Genomic DNA, 19,305 nt, shown 5'->3' with positions numbered 1-19,305 from the left:
GCCGAGCCTAGGCTGTTTCGCCCGCCACCGGCTCGGCCGGGGCTTCACCGGTCAGCCGCTGCAGGTACTCCACCGCGCCGGTGATGTCCCTGCCGGCCGACCGGTAGCCCACGTAACCGTCTGGGCGGATGACCAGCAGTTCAGGCCGGCGCGAGCTCAGGCCCAAGCGGTGGAAAGCCAGACCGCTGACGTCCTTGATGATGCCGGGGGTATTGGCAATCAGGCTGCTGCCGACGGTCAGCTGCTGGATATTCAGCAGGCCGGCGAGCTGGGGCAGTGCCGCCCGGAGCTGATGCGGTGCGTCCTGCGGCCAGCCGGGTCCGCTGAGGAGGATGGCGAAGCCGGGCGCGGCCACCAGATCCTGCAGGCGCCGTTCCCGGTCCTGGTAGATGACATCGGCATCGGGCAGGCGGTCACCGGGCCGGACGCCGCGGGCCAGGAGCGCCGGAAGGCGGGAGTTTCCGGCGTCGACCATGCTGCTGCCGCGGTAGTTGATGTTCAGCTGCGCCATGGTCCGGAAGAGCCGGGAGCGGAGTCCGTCCCAGCCTATGGCCTTCGGGGCCAGCGCGGGCAGGAGCTTGGTACGGGGGAGCTTCTTGAGGCCATTGCGGCTGGTGGCGAGCTTGAAGATGCGGTCCGTCGTGGACACCACCTCCCGGCCCACGGGCCGGCGCTCGGCGTCGTAGCTGTCGATCAGTTCATCGCTGGCGAGGCCGCGGGCACCCAGGGCCAGTTTCCAGCCCAGGTTCAGTGCGTCCTGGATGCCGGTGTTCATGCCCTGGGCGGCAACGGGGGAGTGGACATGGGCGGCGTCGCCGGCCAGGAACACGGAACCCTGCTGGAAGTACTCGGCCATCTGGTGCGACAGGCGGAAGGTGCTGATCCACTTCGGATCCCGCACGTGCAGTGCGCCGTGCGTAAAGGTGTCGGCCAGCTCCTGCATCGTTTCAAGGGTGGCCGGCCGATGCGGCGGCTTCATCGCGATCATCCGCCATGTGGCTGAGCCGCCGAGCGGGAACAGGAAGAGGAAACCGTCCTCGGTGGGGTAGGAATGCACGGCATCCGGTTCCGCACCGTCAATTTCAACGTCGGCCAGGATGAAGGTGTCGGGGTAGGCTCCGCCGCGCCAGTCCATGCCTGCCTTGGCGCGGACCGTGCTCCCGGCACCGTCGGCACCAACCACGTAACGGGCGCGGATGCGCTCGATACCGCGGTCCATCCGCTGGACCTTGGCCTCCATGCCGGCAAACGGGTCCTCGGGATCCAGGCGTGCCAGGTCCTGCAGCTCCGCGCCGCGCTCGATACGCACCCGGCGGGAGAGCAGGTGCTGGGTCAGAATGCGCTCGGTTTCCGTCTGGGACAGGAACAGCAGCTGCTGGAACGCCGAATCCTCCAGCCCGGAGTCAAACAGGTCTACTTCCAGCGTTTCCTCCGGAAGGTGGAGGTGCAGCTCGCGCGCGGGACGCCCTGCGGCAACCAGCTCGCCGCTGACGCCGAAGGGGCGCAGCGCTTCCAGAGTGCGCGGCTGGATGGCGATGGCCCGCGATTCGGTCCCGGGGGACTGGCGCCGGTCGATGATGCGGAAGCTGGCGCCGAAGGCAGCCAACTGGGCGGCCAGGGCAAGGCCTGTAGGGCCGGCACCAACAATCAGAACATCGACGTCGTAGTTCGGGTCTTCGCTGTTATCGTGAGCCGCCATGTCCTCAGCCTAGTCTTGACCCCAACCGCACTTCCACTTTAGCTTTTAGGTAAACTTTTGGTTACCCTCAGGTAACCCAGCACACCGGGCGACGACGCCCATCCCGGAACCGGAGACAGTACCTATGGACAACCTTCCCCGAGTGAACGTGAACGGCCGCATCGGACCCGTGGACGCGGCGCAGGTCCCGCGCTTCGCAGGAGCTGCAACCTTTGCCCGGCTGCCCCGTCTGGACCAGGTGGAGCACGCCGAGGTCGCGGTGGTGGGAGTGCCCTTCGACAGCGGAGTTTCCTACCGGCCCGGCGCACGGTTCGGCGGCAACCACGTCCGCGAGGCAAGCCGGCTGCTGCGTCCGTATAACCCCGCCCTGGATGCCTCCCCGTTCGAAAACCTGCAGGTGGCCGACGCCGGCGATATGGCCGTCAACCCCTTCAATATCAATGAGGCCATCGAGACCGTCCAGCAGAACGCCCTGGACCTCACCGGGAACGGCACCAAGCTCCTGACCCTGGGCGGGGACCACACCATTGCGCTGCCGCTGCTGCGCGCCGCCGCTGAGCGTGCCGGTTCTCCGGTGGCCATGCTGCACTTCGACGCACACCTGGACACCTGGGACACCTATTTCGGCGCCGAGTACACGCACGGCACCCCGTTCCGCCGCGCCGTCGAGGAAGGCATCCTCGATACCGAGGCCATCTCCCATGTGGGCACCCGAGGTCCGCTGTACGGCAAAAAGGACCTCGAGGATGATCGCCGCTTCGGCTTCGGCATCCTGACCTCCTCCGATGTCTTCCGCCAGGGCGTGGATGAGGTGGTGGCGAAGCTGCGGGACCGGATCGGCAGCCGTCCGCTGTATGTGTCCGTGGACATCGACGTCCTGGACCCGGCCCATGCCCCGGGGACCGGCACCCCCGAGGCCGGCGGCATCACCAGCCGTGAACTGCTGGAGATCCTGCGCGGACTGCGTGGACTGAACCTGGTGGGCGCCGACGTCGTCGAAGTCGCCCCTGCTTACGACCATGCGGACATCACCGCCGTGGCCGCCTCGCACGTGGCCTATGACCTGATCACCCTGATGGGACTGTCGGATGAGCACTGAATCGGCCGCTCCGGGAACGGGTGACGGCGTTCCCGTCGCCGGTCCCGTCCGCAACGGCGGAGACCTGGTGGTGGAAACCCTCGAAGCCCTCGGTGCCAGCAAGGTATTCGGCATCCCCGGCCAGCATGCCCTGGGACTGTTCGATGCGCTCTCCCGCTCGCGGCTGGAGTTCATCTCCTCCCGGGTGGAGAACAACTCCGCATTTGCGGCCGACGGCTTTTCCCGGGCCACCGGGCAGGTCGGAGTGCTTTTCCTGTCCACCGGCCCCGGCGCCCTGACCTCGCTGGCCGGGCTGCAGGAGGCCTATGCCACCGGAGTGCCGATGATCGTGGTGGCCAGCCAGATCCCCATTGACGGGCTCGGGGCGCGGCGCCGGGGAATGCTGCACCAGCTCGATGACCAGAAGGCCTCCGCAGCCAACGTCACCAAGAGCCAGCGCCTGATCCAGCATGCCTCCGGCATCCCGTCCGCCATCCAGGACGCGTGGACCGAAGCCATCTCCTCGCCGGCAGGGCCGGTGTGGATCGAGATCCCGCAGAACGTGCTGCTCAATCCGGTCATGGTGCCTGCCGTGGAAGACGCGTTGGCGGAACCGTTCGACAACCCTCCGCGCAGCGAACTGGTCAAGGAGGCTGTGCGCTGGCTTTCCGATGCCCGCCGGCCCGCCGTCATTGCCGGCGGCGGCGTGCGCCGCAGCGGCGCCGAGGCCGCGCTGCTGTCCATTGCCCAAAAGCTGCATGCCCCGGTGATCTGCACGCCCGGCGGCAACGGGGCCTTCCCCTGGAACCATCCGCTGTCCCTGCAGTCCTGGATGGAGGACCGGCATATGACGGAGGTCCTCGAAGATGCCGACGTACTGGTGGTCATCGGCTCCTCGCTGGGCGAAGTGACGTCCAACTACTTCACCATGGCCCCCCGCGGCAGGATCATCCAGATCGACGCCGAACCCCGGGTCCTGGAATCCAACCGTCCTGCGCTGGGCATCCGAGCCGACGCCCGGCAGGCCCTGGAGGCGCTCGACGCCGCCCTTCCGGCGGCGGAACAGCGTCCCGACTGGCACGGCCAAACCTCCGAGGAACTCGTGGCCGGTGCCCTGGCCCGGGTGCAGGCGCGGCTGGATACCCAGGGGCTGGACATGGAACGCCGCTTCATGGCGGACATCCGCGCCGCCGTCCCGGATGACATGCAGACTTACTGGGACATGACCATCTCCGCCTACTGGGCCTGGAGCTGCTGGGACGCCAGGTCCGGCCGGTTCCACTCCGCCCAGGGCGCCGGCGGCCTGGGCTACGGCTATCCGGGCGCCATCGGCGGCGCGGTGGGCCTGGGGGAGCGGGTGCTTGCCGTGTCCGGTGACGGTTCGGCCATGTACTCCATTTCCGAACTGGCCACGGCCCGGCAGCATAGCCTTCCGGTGACCTGGCTGATTGTCGACGACGGCGGCTACGGCATCCTGCGCGAATACATGGAGGACGCGTTCGGCAAGGCCACCGCAACGGAACTCGCGCGCCCGGATTTCGTGAAGCTCGCGGAATCCTTCGGTGTGCCCGCCCGCCGCTGCGCCCCGGAAAGCATCCGCACCGCACTGGAAGAGGCATTTGCCGGAGAAGGCCCCAACGTAGTTGTGGTTGAAGCGCGGATAGGTCTTTTTGCTCCCACCCACCTCGTCTGAATCGAATCCCATGCCCCTTCCATCCGCTCCATCCGTGGAATTGCACGTTCTCGCCGGCGATTACGTAATCGCACGGCTTCCCCCGGCGGCGGAGATTCCCGCCGCGCTTTTGTCAGCGGCACTCCCGGATGGATTCATCTCCGTCACCCGCACGCCGCAGGAGCTTTCGATTGTCTGCCCCGCCGCGCTTGCCCCGGCGGACGCCGAAATCGACGGAACGTGGGCGGCGTTTTATGCCTCCGGTCCCATTCCCTTCGGGCTGACCGGTGTGGTGGCCTCGCTGGTCGCACCGCTCTCAGCCGCCGGCTGCCCGGTGTTTGTCGTGTCGACCTTTGACGGCGACGTCCTCATGGTCCCCTCGCCGCAGTACGACCAGGCCCTCGCGTTGCTGCGCGCGGCAGGCCACACGCTTCCAGGGGTTTAGTTAGTTGACCTAGGCAAATTTCCGCGTATAGTTGCCTAGGTCAACTATCATTACCAACCTCCCGGAGACCCATCCCCATGCCCATGCAACAGGAAACGGCGGATGACCTGATCCGGAAGATCTTCGCCCTGCAACGTTCACTGCGGTGCGTGACCCAGCACAGCGCCGACATCGGCGGACCCGGGGTGGCACTCCAGGGCGTCATGCGGATGATCGGCGAAGACGGCGAGCTGCGGGCGACCGAGCTTGCCGCCAAACTCGGTGTCGGCCCTGCCGGACTCAGCCGCCACGTCGCAGAACTGGAAGAACTCGGTTACGTCCGGCGTCGCCCGCATCCGGATGACCGCCGCGCCTACCTGATCAGCCTGACCGCGCTGGGGGAGTCAGTCCTCCGCGAAGCACTCAAGGGGCGGGCCGTCCTGCTGCAGGAAGCCCTTGCCGACTGGTCCGAGGACCAGGCGCAGCTTGCCTCCGACACCCTAGGGGCGCTCTCAGACGCCCTCTTCACCTCCATCCGCCGAGCGCCCGGAGCCGCCGAGCCGACGCTGGAAACCCCCGTATCCGATCCGCAGGAGTTAGCAACTAAGTGACCGATTCCAAGACCGCCCGGAAGAAACACGTTCCCGGTGAAATGAGCCATCGACAGATCCTGCAGGCCCTGACCGGCCTGCTTGCCGCGTTGTTCACGGCAATGCTGAGCACCACCATCGTGGCCAACGCACTGCCCACCATCATGGCCGACCTGCACGGAACGCAGACCGACTTCGCCTGGGTGGTCACGGCCGCCCTGCTGGCCAACGCCGTGAGCACCCCGATCTGGGGCAAACTCGCGGACCTGTTCAACAAGAAGCTGCTGGTGCAGCTGAGCATCGTCATCTTCGTTGCCGGTTCCGTCCTCGCCGGCTTCGCCCATTCCATGGAGCTGCTGCTGACCGCACGCGTCATCCAGGGCCTGGGCATGGGCGGCCTGACGGCACTGGCCCAGGCGATCATCGGTTCCATCATTCCGCCGCGGGAACGCGGCCGGTACTCCGGTTACATGGGTGCCGTGATGGCAGTGGCCACCGCCGGCGGCCCGCTGCTGGGCGGCTTCATCGTGGACAGCCCGCTGGGCTGGCGCTGGACCTTCTTCCTGTGCGTTCCGCTCGCCGTCGTCGCCCTTTTCCTGCTGCAGGTCACGCTTCATCTGCAGCATGTACGCCGTCCGGCCAAGATCGACTGGCTTGGCTCGATCCTGCTCACCGCAGGCGTCTCCCTGCTCCTGATCTGGGTCTCTTTCGCGGGCAAGCCCGACTACTACGAATGGTGGTCATGGGAAACGGCTGCCATGGTGGGCGGATCCGTCATCCTGCTGGCACTGCTGGTGCTGGTGGAGTCCAAGGTTGCCGAACCGATCATTCCGCTGAAGATCATCAGCCAGCGGACCACAGCCCTGGCCATCGTCGCTTCCGTCGCCGTGGGCATCGCGATGTTCGGTTCCACCACCTTCCTGGGCCAGTACTTCCAGCTGGCACGCGGCTTCACTCCCACCGAGGCCGGGCTGCTGATGCTGCCGATGATTGCCGGCAACCTGCTCGGTTCCGTAGGGTCCGGCCTGCTGATTACCCGCTTCGGCAAGTGGAAGCGTTTCCTGATCATCGGCACGGTCCTGGTGATCCTCGGGACGGCGCTGGCCGGCTTCATCAACCATGAAACCGACATGATCCTCGTCAGCCTGTTCATCTTCATCCTCGGTGTGGGCATGGGCCTGCTGATGCAGAACCTGGTGCTGGCCGTGCAGAACACGGTCAAGGTCAGCGACGTCGGCTCCGCCAGTGCGTCCGTTGCCTTCTTCCGCACCGTGGGCGGCGCCATCGGCGTCTCGGTACTGGGCGCGGTCCTTTCAAGCTCGGTCAGCCGCCGCGTCACGGAGGAACTGGACAAGGCAGGCATGCCGACCGACGGCGGCGGCACCACAGCCACGCTGGATCTGGGCGGGCTCCCGGCAGAGGTCCAGATGTTCTTCCGGATCGCCTATGCGGAGGGTACGGCGGACATCTTCAAGATCGCCGCGGCGGTGGCCATCATCGCGCTGGTTGCGGTGCTGTTCATCAAGGAGAAGGCACTGCGCCGGACCCTGGACATCAAGCCCACCTCCTCCAACCCGGTTGAACCGGGCCTGGCCGGCGGTGCGGAGATCCTGCACACCGGCGCCATGTCCGCCGTCGAGCCGGCCATCGTGCCGGGCTCGGGTTCCCCGGTTGCATCGGAGTCCGTACCGCGGACCGACGGCACGGAAAAGGCCGGCACCGCCCGGCCGTAAGCATCTACTGCATGGTGAAACGCCGTGCAACTGCTCCGCCCAGCGCCGGGACCTGGAACATCCGTTCCAGCCCGGCGTTGCGCAGGGCCATCACCCCTGGCGGGAGCGGCCGGCCCAGCATCATGTTGAGCTGTGCCTGGGCGGAGGCGACGACGGCGTCCCGGCGGCGCCGTCGTTCGAATTCCCGCAGTTCCCTGCCCACCGGTTTACCGTGCAGGGATGCCGCCATGATCGGGGCAACGGCAGCGGCATCCAGCCAGCCCAGGTTCATTCCCTGCCCGCCGATGGGGCTGATCTGGTGTGCCGCGTCGCCAATCAGGACCGTCCGTCCGGACACCAGCCGGTGCGCCCGGCCGATCTGTACGCCGAAAGCACTCAGCATGGAGTTCCCGGCAACCTCCAGCCGGTGCCCGGTCCTCCGGCGCACCAGCTCCGCGAGACTGGACGCGGTGGGATCCTGCTGCAGCGCGTCGGTACGGACGACCCAGCGGCGCAGGCCGCCGGGCAGCGGGAAAGACTCCACGATCCCGTCCGGCTCGAGGTAAAGCACGGCCAGCGTCCCGTCCCCGGTGCCGTCCGGAAAATCGCCCATCAGATAGGTATCCGGCAGTTCGCGCGATGCCCAGCCGCTGCCCAGCGCCGACCGGATCGATGACCGGGCGCCGTCGGCCGCCACGAGGAGGCACGCCTGTGTGGTGAAGGGTTCTCCGCCGTGGATGCCGTGTACGGCGGCGCCGTTGTCACTGAAGGTTTCTACCCGGGCGCCGCGGACCAGAGCTCCCGGGTCGAGGGCTCTGAGGCGTTCCTCCAGCAGCTGTTCGGTCCTCACCTGCGGCAGGGTCAGCACAAAGGGGTACCGGGCCGATGCCGCGGCGAAGTCCAGGCGGGCCACGGTCCGCCCTGCGCTGCGGGCTTCCCCTTGGGTGATCCGGATGCCTTCCCGAGTCATGGTGTCGGCAATGCCGGCCTGTGCCAGGGACGACAGGGCAGGGGGATGCACGCCGATGGCCCGCGAATGCGTGCTGCGGTTCAGCCGCTGTTCCAATACCTGGACGGATACCCCCTCCTGCAGCAGCAGGACGGCCAGATACATGCCCACCGGCCCGCCGCCCACCACAACCACTTCGGACGAGCGGCGGGGAACGCTGCGGGGAGCGGGGGAGGCAGCTTGTTCCGCGGACACGGACGGCAGTTCAGCCCGCACGGCGGTCGGCTCCCCGGGAGAACGGCGGATAAACCAGCAGGTTCTGCCACGGCCGCTGCTGCAGGCTCTGCCAGCCCCGGGGCGTCACCTCGGCGATTTCGGCCGCGGTGAAACTGCGGCGGATGGAGGTCAGCCCGTCGGCCCGGATGAACGAGCCGGGGAAAAACGGCAAGGTTCCGACGGAGAACAGGGCGTAGGCCCAGCGGCTGCGCTCTATGTCGCTGTGCAGGCAGAGCTTGCGGCCCAGCCGCCTTGAGTCCGCGAGCAGCGCCTGCAGTTCTGTTGGCGCCAGATGGTGGAGCATGTGGTTGGAAATCACGACGTCGTAGGAACGCCCCTCCGCCACCAGATCGTGGCTGTATGCCTGGCGGAAGGACAACCCCGGCAGGGCCGGCAGCGCGGAGGCGAACGCGTGCGCCCTCGGATCCGGGTCAATGGCGGTGATTTCCAAGGCCAACCCGTCCCTGCGCGCCCAGCGGGCAATGCAGCGGGGAACGTCCCCTCCGCCGGAACCGATATCCAGCAGCGTGCCACCGCCATTCGCCGCGAAGATCGGACGGAGGTACCGGATGTAGTTGCGCCGCCACCCCGAGACCACCGCGTTGACCAGCCAGAACTGAGCGTAGGTGCGCTCGAGGCGCTGCAGGTCGGCGTCGGGCCGGTCCATTTCCTCCACCGCGTCTGCTGCCCGGGTGGCCAAGGAGGGAAAAACAGCGGTCATACTGTGGCCGGGACCCCCGCCGGTACTGCCCCCGCCGGCGCTGCCAGTTCCGCTGACGCCGCAGCCGCAGGCTTCACCGGGCCGCCGACGCGGGTGAACAAGCCCGTCTCCACGGTGAGGCCCGGGCCGAAGGCCATGGAGCAGATCCGTTCGTTGCCTCCGCTGAAGGGCTGTTCCAGGATGTACTTGAGCACGAACAGCACGGTGGCGCTGCTCATGTTGCCCACGGTGCGCAGTGTCTCCCGGGCAGGCATCAGCTGCTGTTCGCTCAGTTCGAGCTTCGCCTCGACTTTGTCCAGGATGCTGCGGCCGCCGGGATGGATGGCCCAGTGCTCGATCTCCCGGTAGGGCCGGGCGCTGACCGACGGGTCGTGCGCCAGCAGGGGTTCCAGGGCGCCGACAATATGGTCGTCGATGATGTGCGGGACGTAGGTGCCCAGCACCATCTCGAAGCCTTCGTCGCCGATGTTCCAGGCCATGGCCTCCTCGCCGACCGGGGTCAGGATGGTTTCAAAGTGGTCCAGCTGGATGGCCGGTCCGGAGTCGGGCAGGTCTTCGCGGGCGGTGATGACGGCCGCGGCGGCTCCGTCGGCGAAGAGTGAGGATCCCATGATGGCGTCCGGGTCATTCGATGTGCGTACGTGCAGGGAGCAGAGCTCCGCGCTGACCACCAGCACCACCGCGTCCGGATCGGACTCGCAGAAGGATTTCGCCGCGCGCATGGCGGGGAAGGCCGCATAGCAGCCCATGAAACCCAGGTGGTAGCGCTGCACGGACGGATTCAGCCCCAGGGCCCGCGTCACCTTGTAATCCGGGCCGGGATTGAAGAAGCCGGTGCAGGAAACGGTGATGACATGGGTGATATCGGCGGCGGCAATACCGGCACACGCGTCCAGCGCCTTGGCTGCTGCCTCAATGAAAAGCTTGGTGGCCTCGACCGCAAAGATGTCGTTGCGGGTCTTGGTGCTGGGCCGCAGCAGCAGTCCACTGGCCGCATCATAGAACCGGGGATGCTCCGAGGTATCGGTGAGCGAGAGTTCCGCCAGCGCGGTGCGGCGCGTATCGATGGCAGCGGAATTGAAGCAGGTATTCACCAGTCGCTCTCCCAGCCGGGTCAGGCCGGGCTGGGACGCGAAGGCGTCGCGGACTTCGGACTGCACCAGGACAGTGGGCGGGATCGCAGTTTCAAGGGACCTGAGGGTAACCGTCATAGTCCATTGTTAAGGGATTGTGATGCTCTGCACAATGGTTGGGGTTGCTGAACGAATAACCCCGGCTACTGGTTTCGCGGCCTGAGGGTTCCGTTTCGAGCACCAGGTCTATCGATCACAGTTATCGCAGCCGGCAGGCCTACTGAGGATGAACGGCGGACGTGACTTTGCCGCGTGGCCGCGCAGACGCGTACCACTGGCGGCACAACAGTACGATCAGCACCAGTTCGAGGATGCCGCCGCCGTAGTACATCACCAGCGCTCCGGTTTCCGCGGAGGCGGCCGGGATCCCGGGAGGCGGGTCGGCGTAGATGCCCTTGGCGAGGATATTGTGCGCCGCGATGGAAAGCACCAGGACGATGGCCCGCAGCCGATAACCGGCCCGGTGCGGGGAGGGATCCCGCCCCACTATGGAAGCCGTGAACAGGTAGCCGGCAGCCAATAGGTGGAAGGTCACCAGCCAGTGCACCGGCATGGACTGCTGCATTGCCTGCAGCAGTCCGGTGCGGAACATCAGGATCATGCCGCCGGTATTGAGCAGTGCGGCGGTGACCGGGAAGGACAGGAACCGGGCGAACCTGCTGCGCAGCACCCGGGAGAGCCGGCGGGCCGGAAAAACATCGAGGGTGCGCAGTGCCAAGGTGAACGGCCGAGAGAGCACCAGCAGCAGCGGGGAGAGCATCCCGGCGAGGAGATGGGAAAAGCTCAATACCGCGAAATCCTGGTGGGCCAGTTCGGCCAAAGGGTTCAGGACCGTAACCAGCACGGCGGCCACGCCCAGCGTGAAGAAAGCCGTCCGGTGCCAGGGCCAACGGCCGGAGCGCGGCGAACGCGCACCCGCCCAGTAGGCGACCAGGGCAACTACGGCGGGAATGAAGAACAGCGACTCTACGGGAAAGTCACTGCCGTGGTTATGCATCGGCCGGGGCCGTCGATTCCCGCGGGACGGCAGCGCGGGTGCGGTAGGTCAGGAACGCCCCGGCAACGATCAACAGCACCGCGATGACGTTCCAAACCGTGTCGTACACCAGCAGGTCCACCTCGTAGCGGATCTGGTGAAGCCCCATAAGCTTGTGCTGCACCGTGCCGTCATAGAGCTGGAACGCACCGGCACCCAGCAGGACGCCGCCGGTCCACCGCTTCAGGAGAGTCTCATGCCACCGGCGCAGATCGGCGAACAGGAAGAGGCCGGCTACAACTGCGAACCAGCCGAAGGCGTGGAACAGCCCGTCCGAAAACAGTCCAACAGACGTAGTGGAGCGGTCGTAGAAATGATGCCACTGGAGGAGCTGGTGGAAGATCACTTCATCGACGAAGGCAGCCAGTCCGATCCCGAAAAGCAAGCCGGAAACCAGGTTGCGCCGCCGAGGAGAGCGGCGCTCGCGGAGGGGAGAGCTCATGCTTCGAACATAACACCGGCACGGCGCCGGCCGCAGGGGTGCGTGACATGCACGACGGCTGCAGCAAGGATGGGAGCCATGTGGATTGGGGCGCTCGAGCTGGACCTGTTGCTGGGGGACGTGCATTCCCTCAAGGGGAAACGGTCGGTCATCCGGCCCATCCTTGCGGAGCTGCGGCGAAAATTCGATGTCTCCGCCGCAGAGGTCGGCTCCCTGGACCTGCACCGCCGGTCAGGGATAGGCGTGGGCATTGTGGCAGCGGACCGCGCCCACGTGGTGGATGTGCTGGATGCCGCAGAACGGCTGGTGGCCGGCCGGCCTGAAGTGGAGCTGCTGAGCGCCCGGCGTCAATTGTTCACCGAGCAGGACTAGCCAGCGCGCTCCGCATCCGCCCATCCGCCGGATAAATGGGGAACAATTGGCGGGGTGAGTCTTAGCACCGTAGAACCAGTCAATGATTCCGCATCCACCGACGAGCAGGTGATTGCCCAACTGGCCGCCGAGCTGGGGGTAGCGCCCTGGCAGGTCCGGGCGGCCGTTGGCCTGCTCGACGGCGGCGCCACCGTTCCGTTCATCGCCCGGTACCGCAAGGAGGCCACCGGCACGCTGGATGACGCCCAGCTGCGGGACCTGGACGAACGGCTGCGGTACCTGCGCGAACTGCAGGACCGGCGGCGGGCCATCCTCGAGGCCATTGCTGCCCAGGGGAAGCTGACCCCGGAGCTGCGGGCCGCCGTCGTCGGCGCCGAGACCAAGTCCCGGTTGGAAGACATTTACCTGCCGTACCGCAGCAAACGGCGAACCAAGGCGCAGATAGCCAGGGAGGCAGGACTGGAACCGCTGGCGGATGCGCTGCTGGCCGATCCCCGGCGTTCCCCGGACGAGGAAGCCTTCCGGTACGTGCGCGAGGGGATCCCGGACACAGCCGAGGCGCTCGCCGGAGCACGCGCCATCCTGATCGAACGGGTCTCCCAGGACGCGGACCTGCTGACCGAACAACGCGAGAAGCTCTGGCGCCAGGGCCGGATGCGCTCGCAGGTGCGTCCCGGCAAGGAAGCCGAGGGGCGTAAATTCACCGACTACTACGACTTTTCCCAGTCACCCTCCGGAATGCCGTCACACCGCGTTCTCGCCCTGTTCCGCGGCGAGAAGGAAGGCATGCTGGAGCTGGCCCTGACGGAGGGGGATCCCGCTGACGCCGATGCCCTGGCCACAGCCCGCGCCCGCTACGAACGCTCCGTGGCCGCCCGTCTCGGGGTGGCGGACCGCGGGCGTCCCGCTGACGCGTGGCTGATGACCACCGTGCAGCTGGCCTGGCGCCGGATCCTGGCGAAGCTCTCGGTGGATCTGCGTGTCCGGCTCTTTACTGAGGCGGAGACCGAGGCAGTGCGCGTGTTTGCGGCCAACCTTCGGGATGTGCTGCTGGCCGCGCCGGCCGGAAACCGGACCACCCTGGGGCTCGATCCCGGGCTGCGAACCGGCGTCAAGGTTGCGGTGGTGGACGGCACCGGCAAGGTGGTTGCCACCGATACGGTCTATCCCCATGCGCCCATGCGCCGCTGGGATGACGCCCTGGCCACGCTGGCCGGTCTGGTGAAGCAGCATGGGGTGGAACTGATTGCCATCGGCAACGGAACCGCTTCCCGCGAAACGGACAAACTGGCTGCGGAACTGATCCGCCTCGTCCCGAGCGCGTCGGTGCGCAAGCTGGTGGTCTCCGAGGCCGGTGCCTCGGTGTACTCGGCGTCCGCCCTTGCCTCGGCCGAGCTGCCCGGAATGGACGTGTCCCTGCGCGGCGCCGTGTCCATTGCCCGGCGGCTGCAGGATCCGTTGGCGGAACTGGTGAAGATCGATCCAAAATCCATCGGGGTGGGCCAGTACCAGCACGACGTAACGCCGGCGAAGCTGGAGCGTTCCTTGGATGCGGTGATTGAGGACTGTGTGAATGCCGTGGGGGTGGATGTGAACACGGCTTCCCCGTCACTGCTGACCCGGGTGGCCGGCGTCGGTCCGCTGCTCAGCGAAAACATCGTGGCCTACCGCAATGCGAACGGGCCGTTTGCCCGCCGGCAGGACCTGATGAAGGTGCCTCGACTCGGGGCAAAGGCCTTTGAACAGTGTGCGGGGTTCCTGCGCGTCAGCGGGGGAAAGGAACCGCTGGACGGGACCAGCGTCCACCCGGAGTCCTACCCGATTGCCCGGAAGATCCTTGCTGCGGCCGGGACCACCATGAGTGCGGCAGGAGCGGCCCTGGAGGGCGTGGACCCGGCAGCGTTCGTGGATGACCAGGTTGGCCTTCCCACCGTCCTGGACATCATCGCCGAGCTGCGGAAGCCGGGGCGGGACCCGCGGCCCGCTTTTGAAACAGCCAGCTTTTCGGAGGGAATCGAGAAGATTTCGGACCTGCGTCCCGGAATGATCCTCGACGGTGTGGTCACCAACGTGGCTGCCTTCGGAGCCTTCGTGGATGTCGGAGTGCATCAGGACGGGCTGGTCCACATTTCCGCGATGTCGCACACCTTCATTTCGGATCCGCGCGAGGTGGTGCGGTCCGGCCAGGTGGTGAAGGTCAAGGTGATGGAGGCGGACCCGGAGCGGAAACGGATTTCGCTGACGCTGCGGCTTGACGACGACGCCGCGGAGCCGGGCGGGCGGTCCGGACGCCCTCCCGAGGGAAGCCGCAAAGCCGAGAAAACCAAGCCGGGCAGCGCCACGACAGGCATTAGTCAGCCGGGCACGGCCAAGTCCAACACCTCGAAGCCCGGTACTGGCAGGCCCAATCAGGCCAAGGCTCAAGGTCCGGGCGGATCCTCGAAAAACGGCTCCCAGAAGGCCGGCGCCCCGAAAACCAGCGCGCCCACCGGGGCCATGGCGGACGCGCTGCGGGCGGCCGGGCTGCTGAAGTAGCCGGGCCTTTACTCGGAGTCGGAGGGTGCCTCGGCGTCGGCTGCTTCGTCCGCCTTGTCCTGGGCGGCAGGCACCGCGCCGGCGGGTGAGGTCCCCTGATCGTCACGGATGTTGCCGGCCGAATGCGAGGCGCTCCCCGGTCTCCGGGGTTCGCCCGTTGGCCCGGGCTGCGGGGCGCTGGGGCCGAGGGGATCCTCGGCGTCGTTAGCGGGGCCGGTGGGTTCAGTAGTCATGGTGTCCTCTCGAAAACGTTTAGCCCTGGGCGAGGAGTTCGCCGAGCAGGCTGGTGTCCATGGCGGCAAGAAGTGCCCGCGGGTTTTCGTAGACTTCCTGGGCGCCTGCCTCGCGCAGTTCGGCTTCGCTCGTGCCGCCGCAGGTCAGGCCGATGGTGGGAATGGAGAGCTCGCCGGCTGCCTTGACGTCCCACACCGAATCGCCCACGAACACGGTGTTCGAGGCCTCCAGGCCACCGGCCTCCAGTGCAGCTTCGAGGATGTCCGGTGAGGGTTTGCTGGCTTCGGCGTCTGAGGAACTTGTGGCGCCGGTGATTGCTGAGTCGGCCTCAATCACGGTGCGCAGGAACTTCAGTTCGGCAGCGGAGGCGGACGAGGCAAGAACCAGGGTGAGGTCCTTGTCCGAGCAGGCGTTCAGGAGTTCGCTGGCGCCGTCGAAAGACCGCAGCGACGGCCACCAGGTGGAGAAGATGGCGCCGTGCGTCGCATCGAGCTGCTCATCCTCGTCCTTGTTGCGGTCTTCGCCCAGCAGGTGCTCTACGAGCTTGTCGCCGCCCATACCGATGGCACGGTGGATGGCGGACATCGGGACATCATGCTCCATCCGGCGGAAGGCCTGCCACCACGCGACCGCATGCAGGTAGTTGGAATCCACCAGGGTTCCGTCTACGTCGAAAAGAACTCCGCGCTTGCCCTTGCTTGAATCACTCATGCTGTGTGCCTCAGTTTTCCTTGGAGCCTAGGTCTGGTTCGTCTGGTTCGAAGTCTAGTGTCCGTGCCGACGACGACGCAGCCGCCGCCGCCGTCGTCGTCCCGATAACTCCGGTGGTTGCCGGCGTCGGACGAACCCGCCCGGGCGGGCCCAGGAAGGTACGCAGCTGTTCTTCGAGGAGGCTGCGGTCCCGAAGTTCGCATTCCCAGACCACCAGGACATCCCAACCTAAGGCCGCCAACCGTTCCTGGGCCGCCGCATCCCGCTCGACGGTGCGTTTGCGTTTCGCAGCCCAGAATTCACTATTGGTCTTTGGGGCGTGCTGGCCCGCCCGGCAGGAGTGGAAGTGCCAGAAACACCCGTTGACGAAGAGGACTTTCCTGCGCCCGGCGAAAACCAGGTCGGGCTTGCCCGGCAGGCGGGTCTTACCGAAGGAGCCGTGCAACCGGAACCGGTATCCCGCGGCGTGAAGGATGCCGCGGATCAGGAGCTCAGGTTTGGTGTTCTTTCCCCGGATGCGCGCCATGTTGCGGCTGCGCTGTTCCGGACTGACGGTATCGGCCATGGGACCAGTCTAGGAACAGATCACAATTGCATTTCGCACTACTCGATTCTTTCGGCAGGGGATCCCGGAACTCGTAAGGTGGCTTAGCATTGGAGGCACTGATAGACCCCTTACAAGGAGGTAAGTGATGTCGGGCTACTTCAAGCTGGTGGACGCCCACGAGGGAAGTTTCCGCATTAAGCTCATTGCCGGCGACGGAACGCTGATGGCAGTGTCCACGACTTTCGAAACCAAGCGGGAGGCAGCGGCTGGGATCGCGCAGCTGCGGGAGATCGCAGGAACGGGTCCGGTAGTCGACCAGAGCCGGGATTCGGATGTACTGGGCGAAGCCAAGGAATCGGCACCCAAGGCAGCAGCCAGCTGACGAGACGACGAACATACGTACACACAAACAGGCCTTCGGCTCCCTCACCGGGAACCGGAGGCCTAGTCCGTTGTAGCTGCGCTGCATTACTGCGGGGCGCGGGGCCGGGCCCTAAAAGCCTCACTCAGGTCTGGTCTTCGCCACCTTCGGCCGGCTCCTGGGTGTGCTCGCGCTGCTCGTTCTTCTGGTCGGTGGTATCGCCTTCGGACGGCTCCTGCGGATGTGTCCGGTTGGAGTCCTTTTCCTCGTTGGCGCTCTGTTCGCTCATGCGGTTTCTCCGATTCGTTTCCAGCCGACACCGGCATCCGCCGGTTCTCCTTCAGAGCGGCCCATCTCCAGTCTAGAAACGTCTGCCCGAGTCTAAAACCCCTGACGGCCGCACCCGGGCTCGAGGGGCGGGTGAGGACACGCCTGCAGCAAACTGCTGGCCAGTACCCGGCGTCGCCGGTAGCGTGAGCCGGATGCAGCCAAAAGACGCGGACGTCATTGTTGTAGGAGCCGGACTTGCCGGCCTGGTAGCCACAGCAGAACTTGTGGACGCCGGGCGCTCGGTGATCCTGGTTGAGCAGGAAGGACCCCAGGGGCTGGGCGGCCAGGCATGGTGGTCCTTCGGCGGGCTTTTCCTGGTAGATTCCCCTGAGCAGCGCAGGCTGCGGGTGAAGGATTCCGTGGAGCTTGCCTGGCAGGACTGGCTGGGCACCGCGGGTTTTGACCGCGACGAGGATTTCTGGCCGCGGAAGTGGGCCGAAGCGTACGTGCATTTCGCCGCAGGGGAGAAGCGGGCCTGGCTGCAGCAGATGGGGCACCGGCTCTTCCCTGTGGTGGGCTGGGCCGAACGCGGCGGATACGGTGCCAACGGGCCCGGCAACTCTGTTCCGCGCTTCCACATCACCTGGGGTACGGGGCCGGGGATCACCGCGCCTTTCGAGGCCAAGGTGCGCGACGGCGTCGAACGCGGGCTGGTGCGTTTCGCGTTCCGCCACCGCCTGGATGACCTGGTCCTGACCGGCGGTGCCGTGACGGGCGTGCGCGGCAGCGTCCTGGAGCCGACGACGGCGCCGCGCGGCACCGCTTCCAACCGCACCGTCGTCGGGGACTTCGAATTCAGTGCCTCCGCCGTGGTGATAACCACCGGAGGCATCGGCGGGGACCATGACGCCGTCCGGGCAGCGTGGCCCCGGAGGATGGGACCTGCGCCCGCGAACATGCTCAGCGGGGTGCCCGAGCATGTGGACGGGCGGGGCATCGGAATTGCCCAGGCTGCCGGCGGGCGGGTGATCAACCCGGACCGCATGTGGCATTACGTGGAAGGAATCCGGAACTGGGACCCGGTTTGGAAGAACCACGGAATCCGCATCCTGCCCGGTCCGTCCTCGCTGTGGCTGGATGCGGCCGGAAACCGCTTGCCCGTACCGTTGTTCCCGGGCTTCGACACCTTGGGCACGCTGGAGCACCTGCGCCGCAGCGGCTCCGACTACAGCTGGTTCATTCTGAACAAGGCGATCATCCGCAAGGAATTTGCGCTTTCCGGTTCGGAACAGAATCCGGACCTCACCGGAAAGTCACTCCGGGACGTGCTGAAGCGGGCCACCGCCGGAGTGCCTGCCCCCGTCCAGGCGTTCCTGGACCACGGCGAGGATTTTATTACCGCCAATTCGGTCGAGGAACTCGTTGCCGGCATGAACCTGCTGGCCAAAGGCTCGTCCTCGCATGGTGAGGCATTGGAACTGTCGGCTGAGTCCGTGCGGCATGAACTGGAATCCCGGGACCGGGAAATCCGGAACCCGTTCACGAAGGATTCGCAGGTGACCGCCATCCGCGGGGCACGCACCTATCTGGGGGACCGGCTGATCCGTACCGCTGCGCCGCACCGCATCCTGGATCCGAAGGCCGGACCCCTGATCGCCGTGCGCTTGTCCGTATTGACGCGCAAGACCCTCGGCGGATTGGAGACGGATCTGCAGTCCCGGGTCCTGGCCGACGACGGCGCCCCGGTCCCCGGCCTTTTCGCAGCAGGGGAGGCCGCCGGTTTCGGCGGCGGTGGAATGCACGGCTACCGCTCGCTGGAAGGGACGTTCCTCGGTGGGTGCCTGTTCAGTGGACGGGCTGCCGGCCGGGCTGCGGCCGGCTAGGCAACAGGTCTGTAAAAGACCGCTGGCCGGGACACCTTGAGGTGCCCCGGCCAGCGCTTTGCGGTGTAGCGGGTTTAGCCGGCGTAGCCCAGGGACTTCGCCTGGCGGTACTGCTTCATCTGGTTGAAGTAGGCAGTGGCCGGGGCGGTAAAGAACAGCACCACGGCGGCAATGATCAGCAGGATGGAAACAAGGCTGAGGATCCCCTCGAGGGAGCCGTTGATTCCGACCAGGCCGAACAGGGAAAGCGCAGCGAACACGGTGATGACGATGCGTGCCCAGTTGTGTCCCTTCCGTGCAAACACGGCGAACAGGATGCTGACCGCAACACTGATCACGCCGATCACAACGCCGGTAACAATCCCGATGGTTACTGCCGTGTCCGCTTCAGCGGAGCTGAGCCCGCTGACCCGGGCAAGTTCGCTGCGGCCCTCATCCGACATAAGGGTGACAATGGAAAGGATTCCGGCAATGAGGCTGACAACGGCGGAGGCGATCAGGAGCCAAAAACCACGCTCCACGGCGGCCGGACGCTCCGGCTCGGCAGGAGGGGCAGCAGGTTGTCCCCCGCTGAAGGCGTTGTAGTTGTAGTTCGAAGGCGTACTCATTTTTCCCCTTAGGTGCTTTGGGCCAGCGGTTTGCGGAAATGCCAAAACGCTC

The 19,305-nt window shown here is 66.4% G+C and carries 19 protein-coding genes and 1 pseudogene; 9 read left to right on the top strand and 11 right to left on the bottom strand.

All coding sequences use genetic code 11. The features are described from left to right. Nucleotides 1-7: 7 nt before the first annotated feature. On the bottom strand, nt 8-1,699 hold the full coding sequence (locus tag LOC56_RS13320) for an FAD-dependent monooxygenase (RefSeq protein ID WP_229952713.1): 1,692 nt from the start codon (nt 1,697-1,699) through the stop codon (nt 8-10). 124 nt (nt 1,700-1,823) lie between these two features. On the opposite strand from LOC56_RS13320, the gene speB reads away from it, so the two are divergent. The 5 genes from speB (at nt 1,824) to LOC56_RS13295 (ending at nt 7,196) form a co-directional block, all read left to right on the top strand. After that, nucleotides 1,824-2,798, top strand: a complete 975-nt coding sequence (gene speB, locus LOC56_RS13315) for an agmatinase (RefSeq protein WP_229952712.1) — start codon at nt 1,824-1,826, stop codon at nt 2,796-2,798. Further along, nucleotides 2,788-4,470 carry a thiamine pyrophosphate-binding protein gene (locus tag LOC56_RS13310; RefSeq protein ID WP_229952710.1) on the top strand — a complete coding sequence of 561 codons (1,683 nt, stop codon included), beginning with the start codon at nt 2,788-2,790 and terminating at the stop codon, nt 4,468-4,470. Before speB ends, LOC56_RS13310 begins: the two co-directional genes overlap by 11 nt. Before the next feature lie 34 nt (nt 4,471-4,504). Beyond that, a complete protein-coding gene (locus LOC56_RS13305) occupies nt 4,505-4,894 on the top strand; it encodes an ACT domain-containing protein (protein WP_229952709.1) in 390 nt (129 codons plus the stop codon). Between the two features lie 77 nt (nt 4,895-4,971). Continuing rightward, nucleotides 4,972-5,484: a MarR family winged helix-turn-helix transcriptional regulator gene (locus LOC56_RS13300; protein ID WP_229952708.1), complete on the top strand. Its 513-nt coding sequence runs from the start codon at nt 4,972-4,974 to the stop codon at nt 5,482-5,484. After that, nucleotides 5,481-7,196, top strand: a complete 1,716-nt coding sequence (locus LOC56_RS13295; RefSeq protein ID WP_229952707.1) for an MDR family MFS transporter — start codon at nt 5,481-5,483, stop codon at nt 7,194-7,196. The genes LOC56_RS13300 and LOC56_RS13295 overlap by 4 nt, the downstream gene beginning before the upstream one ends. Before the next feature lie 4 nt (nt 7,197-7,200). Here LOC56_RS13295 and LOC56_RS13290 read toward each other — a convergent pair whose 3' ends face one another. The 5 genes from LOC56_RS13290 to LOC56_RS13270 form a co-directional block, all read right to left on the bottom strand. Next, nucleotides 7,201-8,379, bottom strand: coding sequence for an FAD-dependent oxidoreductase (locus tag LOC56_RS13290; RefSeq protein WP_229952706.1), 1,179 nt, complete (start codon nt 8,377-8,379; stop codon nt 7,201-7,203). 10 nt (nt 8,380-8,389) lie between these two features. Continuing rightward, complete coding sequence (locus tag LOC56_RS13285) at nt 8,390-9,121, bottom strand: class I SAM-dependent methyltransferase (RefSeq protein ID WP_229952705.1); 732 nt, start codon at nt 9,119-9,121, stop codon at nt 8,390-8,392. Further along, nucleotides 9,118-10,332 carry a type III polyketide synthase gene (locus LOC56_RS13280; protein WP_229952704.1) on the bottom strand — a complete coding sequence of 405 codons (1,215 nt, stop codon included), beginning with the start codon at nt 10,330-10,332 and terminating at the stop codon, nt 9,118-9,120. Before LOC56_RS13280 ends, LOC56_RS13285 begins: the two co-directional genes overlap by 4 nt. 139 nt (nt 10,333-10,471) lie before the next feature. Then, the gene (locus tag LOC56_RS13275; protein WP_229952703.1) at nt 10,472-11,251 is read right to left on the bottom strand and encodes a cytochrome c oxidase assembly protein; all 780 of its coding nucleotides are present in this window, start codon (nt 11,249-11,251) and stop codon (nt 10,472-10,474) included. Continuing rightward, a complete protein-coding gene (locus tag LOC56_RS13270) occupies nt 11,244-11,732 on the bottom strand; it encodes a DUF2243 domain-containing protein (RefSeq protein WP_229952702.1) in 489 nt (162 codons plus the stop codon). Before LOC56_RS13270 ends, LOC56_RS13275 begins: the two co-directional genes overlap by 8 nt. A 78-nt stretch (nt 11,733-11,810) precedes the next feature. Between LOC56_RS13270 and LOC56_RS13265 the strand changes: the two genes are divergently transcribed. Both LOC56_RS13265 and LOC56_RS13260 read left to right on the top strand, forming a co-directional pair. After that, a complete protein-coding gene (locus LOC56_RS13265; protein WP_229952701.1) occupies nt 11,811-12,104 on the top strand; it encodes a DUF503 domain-containing protein in 294 nt (97 codons plus the stop codon). Nucleotides 12,105-12,158: 54 nt separating this feature from the next. Beyond that, nucleotides 12,159-14,639, top strand: a complete 2,481-nt coding sequence (locus tag LOC56_RS13260; RefSeq protein ID WP_229952700.1) for a Tex family protein — start codon at nt 12,159-12,161, stop codon at nt 14,637-14,639. Between the two features lie 8 nt (nt 14,640-14,647). Here LOC56_RS13260 and LOC56_RS13255 read toward each other — a convergent pair whose 3' ends face one another. The 3 genes and pseudogenes from LOC56_RS13255 to LOC56_RS13245 all read right to left on the bottom strand — a co-directional run. Further along, nucleotides 14,648-14,872: a hypothetical protein gene (locus tag LOC56_RS13255; protein WP_229952699.1), complete on the bottom strand. Its 225-nt coding sequence runs from the start codon at nt 14,870-14,872 to the stop codon at nt 14,648-14,650. Nucleotides 14,873-14,891: 19 nt separating this feature from the next. Beyond that, the gene (locus LOC56_RS13250) at nt 14,892-15,584 is read right to left on the bottom strand and encodes an HAD family hydrolase (protein ID WP_229952698.1); all 693 of its coding nucleotides are present in this window, start codon (nt 15,582-15,584) and stop codon (nt 14,892-14,894) included. A gap of 151 nt (nt 15,585-15,735) precedes the next feature. Beyond that, nucleotides 15,736-16,149 (bottom strand): annotated as a pseudogene (locus LOC56_RS13245) (very short patch repair endonuclease); the annotation flags it as partial. A gap of 127 nt (nt 16,150-16,276) precedes the next feature. Here LOC56_RS13245 and LOC56_RS13240 point away from each other — a divergent pair. Next, nucleotides 16,277-16,513, top strand: coding sequence for a YegP family protein (locus LOC56_RS13240; protein WP_229952697.1), 237 nt, complete (start codon nt 16,277-16,279; stop codon nt 16,511-16,513). A 124-nt stretch (nt 16,514-16,637) separates the two neighbouring features. Here the strand turns inward: LOC56_RS13240 and LOC56_RS13235 are convergent, their stop codons facing one another. Continuing rightward, nucleotides 16,638-16,781, bottom strand: coding sequence for a hypothetical protein (locus LOC56_RS13235; RefSeq protein WP_229952695.1), 144 nt, complete (start codon nt 16,779-16,781; stop codon nt 16,638-16,640). A 193-nt stretch (nt 16,782-16,974) separates the two neighbouring features. Here LOC56_RS13235 and LOC56_RS13230 point away from each other — a divergent pair, with 193 nt between their 5' ends. Beyond that, nucleotides 16,975-18,645, top strand: coding sequence for an FAD-binding dehydrogenase (locus tag LOC56_RS13230; RefSeq protein ID WP_229952694.1), 1,671 nt, complete (start codon nt 16,975-16,977; stop codon nt 18,643-18,645). 74 nt (nt 18,646-18,719) lie between these two features. On the opposite strand, the gene LOC56_RS13225 is transcribed toward LOC56_RS13230, so the two are convergent. Next, complete coding sequence (locus LOC56_RS13225) at nt 18,720-19,253, bottom strand: hypothetical protein (protein WP_229952693.1); 534 nt, start codon at nt 19,251-19,253, stop codon at nt 18,720-18,722. Nucleotides 19,254-19,305 lie beyond the last annotated feature (52 nt).

It is taken from the genome of Arthrobacter sp. zg-Y179 (assembly GCF_020907345.1).
In the GTDB taxonomy this organism is placed as follows: domain Bacteria; phylum Actinomycetota; class Actinomycetes; order Actinomycetales; family Micrococcaceae; genus Arthrobacter_B; species Arthrobacter_B jinronghuae.
This window is presented reverse-complemented; position numbering and strand designations above follow the sequence as displayed.

Bases quoted from the DNA above. Each gene is read 5' to 3' on its own strand.
- LOC56_RS13320 (WP_229952713.1), bottom strand. From the start codon at position 1,699: ATGGCGGCTCACGATAACAGCGAAGACCCGAACTACGACGTCGATGTT.
- speB (WP_229952712.1), top strand. From the start codon at position 1,824: ATGGACAACCTTCCCCGAGTGAACGTGAACGGCCGCATCGGACCCGTG.
- LOC56_RS13310 (WP_229952710.1), top strand. From the start codon at position 2,788: ATGAGCACTGAATCGGCCGCTCCGGGAACGGGTGACGGCGTTCCCGTC.
- LOC56_RS13300 (WP_229952708.1), top strand. From the start codon at position 4,972: ATGCCCATGCAACAGGAAACGGCGGATGACCTGATCCGGAAGATCTTC.
- LOC56_RS13285 (WP_229952705.1), bottom strand. From the start codon at position 9,121: ATGACCGCTGTTTTTCCCTCCTTGGCCACCCGGGCAGCAGACGCGGTG.
- LOC56_RS13280 (WP_229952704.1), bottom strand. From the start codon at position 10,332: ATGACGGTTACCCTCAGGTCCCTTGAAACTGCGATCCCGCCCACTGTC.
- LOC56_RS13275 (WP_229952703.1), bottom strand. From the start codon at position 11,251: ATGCATAACCACGGCAGTGACTTTCCCGTAGAGTCGCTGTTCTTCATT.
- LOC56_RS13270 (WP_229952702.1), bottom strand. From the start codon at position 11,732: ATGAGCTCTCCCCTCCGCGAGCGCCGCTCTCCTCGGCGGCGCAACCTG.
- LOC56_RS13265 (WP_229952701.1), top strand. From the start codon at position 11,811: ATGTGGATTGGGGCGCTCGAGCTGGACCTGTTGCTGGGGGACGTGCAT.
- LOC56_RS13255 (WP_229952699.1), bottom strand. From the start codon at position 14,872: ATGACTACTGAACCCACCGGCCCCGCTAACGACGCCGAGGATCCCCTC.
- LOC56_RS13250 (WP_229952698.1), bottom strand. From the start codon at position 15,584: ATGAGTGATTCAAGCAAGGGCAAGCGCGGAGTTCTTTTCGACGTAGAC.
- LOC56_RS13240 (WP_229952697.1), top strand. From the start codon at position 16,277: ATGTCGGGCTACTTCAAGCTGGTGGACGCCCACGAGGGAAGTTTCCGC.
- LOC56_RS13235 (WP_229952695.1), bottom strand. From the start codon at position 16,781: ATGAGCGAACAGAGCGCCAACGAGGAAAAGGACTCCAACCGGACACAT.
- LOC56_RS13230 (WP_229952694.1), top strand. From the start codon at position 16,975: ATGCAGCCAAAAGACGCGGACGTCATTGTTGTAGGAGCCGGACTTGCC.
- LOC56_RS13225 (WP_229952693.1), bottom strand. From the start codon at position 19,253: ATGAGTACGCCTTCGAACTACAACTACAACGCCTTCAGCGGGGGACAA.